5 protein-coding genes are annotated in these 4,268 nt (G+C 72.0%); all 5 read right to left on the bottom strand.

The window, feature by feature from the left end; all coding sequences use genetic code 11:
• Positions 1-307: 307 nt before the first annotated feature.
• Positions 308-1,060, bottom strand: a complete 753-nt coding sequence (locus ABZ671_RS32420) for a hypothetical protein (protein ID WP_357865291.1) — start codon at positions 1,058-1,060, stop codon at positions 308-310.
• Complete coding sequence (locus tag ABZ671_RS32425; RefSeq protein ID WP_357865294.1) at positions 1,057-1,710, bottom strand: hypothetical protein; 654 nt, start codon at positions 1,708-1,710, stop codon at positions 1,057-1,059. The genes ABZ671_RS32420 and ABZ671_RS32425 overlap by 4 nt, the downstream gene beginning before the upstream one ends.
• A gap of 50 nt (positions 1,711-1,760) precedes the next feature.
• The gene (locus ABZ671_RS32430; RefSeq protein ID WP_357865298.1) at positions 1,761-2,363 is read right to left on the bottom strand and encodes a hypothetical protein; all 603 of its coding nucleotides are present in this window, start codon (positions 2,361-2,363) and stop codon (positions 1,761-1,763) included.
• Positions 2,364-2,504: 141 nt separating this feature from the next.
• A complete protein-coding gene (locus ABZ671_RS32435) occupies positions 2,505-3,302 on the bottom strand; it encodes a hypothetical protein (protein ID WP_357865301.1) in 798 nt (265 codons plus the stop codon).
• Positions 3,303-3,427: 125 nt separating this feature from the next.
• On the bottom strand, positions 3,428-4,159 hold the full coding sequence (locus tag ABZ671_RS32440; RefSeq protein ID WP_357865304.1) for a hypothetical protein: 732 nt from the start codon (positions 4,157-4,159) through the stop codon (positions 3,428-3,430).
• Positions 4,160-4,268 lie beyond the last annotated feature (109 nt).

The following is a 4,268-nucleotide window of genomic DNA, read 5'->3' on the forward strand; positions in this document are numbered from 1 at the left end:
GTGGACGCGGAGTTGGCAGGGCGAGGGGACCCACTGGTGGGCCCCCGCCCGGTGACGGCGGGAGCAACGGCCCACACCACGACGGCGCCACGACATCATCGATTTTCGCCCGGTACGAACCGCGTCTTTGGGGGCGATGACCGGCTCCGACGGGCGCATCCCTGGCGCGGCGGTCGGTGGTGGCAGTGCGTATGCTGATAGGCAGGTGGTTGACGTTTTGGCCTGTTGGGGCCGGTGTGGCGTCGACGCCAGACGGCCGGAGGGGGTTCGCCAAACTAACCCTCCGGCCGTTGCTCTTTTCGGTCGCTTATTGGCCTCGGGGGCGGCCGGCTCCGGTGCCGGGGCCGGGGCGGGTGGCCTGGTGGGCGGCGAGGGTGCGGCGGCGCCAGGCTCGGTAGGTGTAGGGGCCTAGCCGTTCGTGTTCGCGTTCTTCCTCGATGTCCGGTGCCGGAAGGAGGGGCCGTCCGGTCTTCTCGCCGTTCCAGTAGGGAACGGAGTACCGGATGTAGGAACGCAGGGTTGCGGGTGCGATGTGCAGCGCGTCGGCGGCGTCTTCTCCGGCGAGTTCGTCGTCGGGGTTGCCGTCCTTGACCGGCGGGGGCTTTTTGGCGGCGGCGCGTTGGGCGAGCAGCGCGATGTAGGCGTCGACGCCGTGGGGTCCGTCGAAGGGGTACCAGTATTCGCGTCCGTCTTTGGTGCCGTGGGGGAAGTCGGGGTCGGTGCGGGCGCGGACGTTGACGGAGTTGCCGGGGGTCCAGCCTGCGAGGTGGGCGATGCCGGCGCGGTTGGTGCAGAGGTGGTCGTGGACCAGGCGGGTGGGCACGGCGGGGTCGTTGGTGCGGTCGTGCTGGCCGGGTGCGGTCACGGGGTCCTCGCGGGCTCGGGTGCGGGCGACGGTGGTCGCCGGACCTGGGCCGGTGAGGGGATACGGCGGTGGTGCGGCGGCCGTACGGCGGGCCGCCCGCCGGCCGCTGGTGGGCGGTCGTCGGGCGGTGACCGTACGCCGGTCAGGGTATCGGGTGGCGGTGGTTGGGGCGGCGGTGGCGTCGGGGGGCGTCATGATGGCGTCTGCTCCGGGTCAGGCTGTTCGGGGTTGGTACGGGCGCGGGTGGCTTGGTATTCGGCGGCGAGGCGGGTCAGCTGGCCGGCGAGGGCGTAGTGGTCGACGAGCTGGTCGGAGAGCTTGTCGATCTGCGCCTTGATCGGGTCAATCTTGTGTCGGTGGAGTTCGGCGAGGCGACGGGGTGCGGCGTGTCGGGCTGCGGCCTGGATGAGGTCGTCGTGGTCTGGGCGTTCGTGCCAGGCGGCGACCAGGGCTCGGATGATGGCGGCTCCGTAGCGGCTGGTCGCGGTGGGCGCGCTGGTGTTCGTCCAGCGGTCGATGCTGCGGCGCAGTCCGAGGTAGCCGCTGTCGGGGCGGGCGAGGTATTCGGCGGGGTTGAGGATGACGCCGCCGGTGATGGTCACGCCGTTGATGACGGGCCGGTCGGCGCGGTCGTGATCGTTGTAGGCGTCTTCGCCGAACTGGACGTAGATGAGGGTGGGGATGGGGGAGTCTTCTCCTCGGAACTCGGGTCCGATGACGATCGTTCCGGTGGCGCGGGGGGCGCGGAATCGGTAGGTGACGCGGCCGGTGTCGGTGTTGATGATTTCGGCGGTGGCGAGGTCGGTGTAGGGGCTGGGCAGGGCGAGGCTACGGCGGTCGGTCATTGTGTGCTCCGGGTTGGGGGCGCGGCCGCCGCCGGCCGCGCCCTGGGCTGTCAGCGGGGTGCGGTGGCGGGGTTTGTCATGCGGTCGGCGTGGTCGCGGAGCTGGGCCAGGGCGGTGCTGGCCTGGTCGAGGAGGGCGAGTTGGTCGACCAGTTGGGCAGCGTCGGCTGGGGGGAGCAGGACGGCGAGGTCGTCGTACGCCTCGCTGGCCTGGCCGGCTTTGTGGGTCAGTTCGTCGAGGGCGTCGGCGAGGTGGTCGTAGGTCCTGGTGACGGTGCAGTCTCGGCGGTGCTGGCCGGCAATGGGCTCGCCTGGGGGGCATTTGCAGGGCAGGGCGGTGCGGTAGGTGTCTGGGGTGCCGGGGATGGGGGTCAGGTGTCGGGTCCGGATGAGCTTGTTGCGGACGGCGGTGGGGATGTCGGCGCCGCGGACGGTGTGGTGGGTTTCGGCGGCGTGGATGAGCACGGCGAGGGCCATCACGCTGACGGGGTCCACTCCGGCGTGACCCGGCTGGTGGATGATGCTGGTCGGGCAGCGGTCGGGGCAGCGCGGGCCGCTGGTGGGGTCGGCGGTGGTGGGCGACTGCGACCAGGTGCACGGGGTGCCGGCGGCGGTGGTGTGCTGGTTCCACTGGTGGCGGGGTGAAGTGGTCATGGGGTTGGTCCGTTCGTGTGGGTGATGCCGGCGGCATCGGTTCGTGGGTGAGTGGAGCGGCGTAGCCGGGGGTGCGGGGGCGGCGCGTGAGCGCCCCGCGCGGGGTCGGGCGCTCGATGCGCCCGACCCCGTGGCCGGCGGTCAGGTGTGTTGCTGCGGGTTGGTGAGGTCTTCGGCGCACTGGTGGACGGCGCACAGGTCGGCGACGGCGACGCGGATGCGCTGGCGCATGGTCGCGAGGGTGGCGGCCGGGGTGCCGGGCTCCGGGGCGGTGTCGGTCAGCTCGCTCAGCGCCGTGGTGGCGGCGTCGATGTTGTCGAGGGCTTTGCCGATGGCGTGGGCGATCTCCTCGGCGGTGGTGGCGAACATGTGCGGGCGGGGCGGCTGTGCGGGTGCCTGCTCGATGCGAATCCCGACGGGGGCGGGCCGGATTTGGTAGGCGGTGCCGTCGATGATCAGCGTGGCTCCGACGGTGGCGGTCACGTCGGCGGGTTCGTAGCGGTGCCGCGTTCCCGACACCGGCCAGACATGGGGGTTGGAGAATTCGGGGCCGGGGACGTGGAGGGCGAGGCGGTCGGCGTAGCCGACCCCGTATACCTCGCTGGCAACGCGAATCTTGCTGTGGCCCTGCCAGTGGCCGGCAGTTTCTGCGTGGGCGCGGTGGGGAACGAGGCGCAGGGTGGTCGGGCAGTCCGCGCAGTCAGTGCCGCATGGAAGGCTGGCGGCGTGCATTCGGGCCGGGTGGGGGCTGTCCTGGTTGCACTGCTGGCCGGGCTTCGCCCCACACGTCGCGCATCCGGTGGTGGCGGTGGCGTGGCGCTGCTCCGCCTCCTGGCGGGCCTCGGCGCGGTATTCGGCTGCGATCTCGTCGGCGTCGCCGGCGTGGTCGTCGTGCTCTCGCCATGACATAAAGTCGGCGTCGGTAGGTCCGTCGTACATCGTGTCTCCACAGGTTGATTGGGGCGGTTTCGGGGTGATGTTGGGGGCATCACCCGGCGATCGGGGCTCGGGCGGGTGCTTGCCGTGCCCGCCCGGAGGCGGGCCCCGCGCGGCGGCCTTCGGGGTCACCGGTCGTCGGATGGTGGGTTGCCGTCTTCTCCGCTGTCCGGGGTGTGGCCGGCCTCGGTCGGTGCTCGGTTGGGTCGGGCCTCTTCGGTGGGCCTGAGCTCGCGGACGGCGTCGCGGTCGGCGGCGGCCCGGCCGGCGATCAGCCAGTCGGTGCGGGACTCGACGGTGATGGTGTTCAGGCGGGGGAATCGCGCGGTGAGCAGGGCGTGGAGGCGTCCGCGGTGATGGAGTTCGTCCGGGGTGATAAACACGCGGGGCCGGGCGATTGCCTCGGCGACTCGGCGGCCGTAGCCGATGATGAAGTCGGGTAGCTGCGGGTCGCCGGGATCGATGGCGCTATGGATCTTGTGGAAGGTCTGCCAGGCGAGCCGGCGGGCGGCGCGGACGTCGGCGGCGCGGCCGAGCAGGATCGCGTGGTAGGCCTTCGGCGCGGGGGCGGGCTGGTGGACGCCTTTGCAGTCGAGGGCAATGGCGATGCCGATAACGAGGCTGGCGCGGGCCTGGCCATGGCCGTCGACGTTGGATACCGGGTGGTCGTCGATGGTGAGTCGTTGGGGACCGGTGCCGCAGGCTGCGCGCGCTGCGGCGGGTTCGATGTCGTGGCGGGCCATGAGGTCGGTGGCGGTGCGGCGGGCGTCTTCGCGGAGTCCGATGGGGGCGGTCAGGTCGGTTGTGACGGTGAGGAGTGCGGCGATGCGGGCCATGAGGTCGGGGGCGGGCGTGGTCATTGGGGTTTCCTCTCGGGTGATGCCGGCGGCATCGGTTCGTGGGTGAGTGGAGCGGCGTAGCCGGGGGTGCGGGGGCGGCGCGTGAGCGCCCCGCGCGGGGTCGGGCGCT

Source organism: Micromonospora sp. NPDC006766 (assembly GCF_040636055.1).
Classification (GTDB): Bacteria; Actinomycetota; Actinomycetes; order Mycobacteriales; family Micromonosporaceae; genus Micromonospora.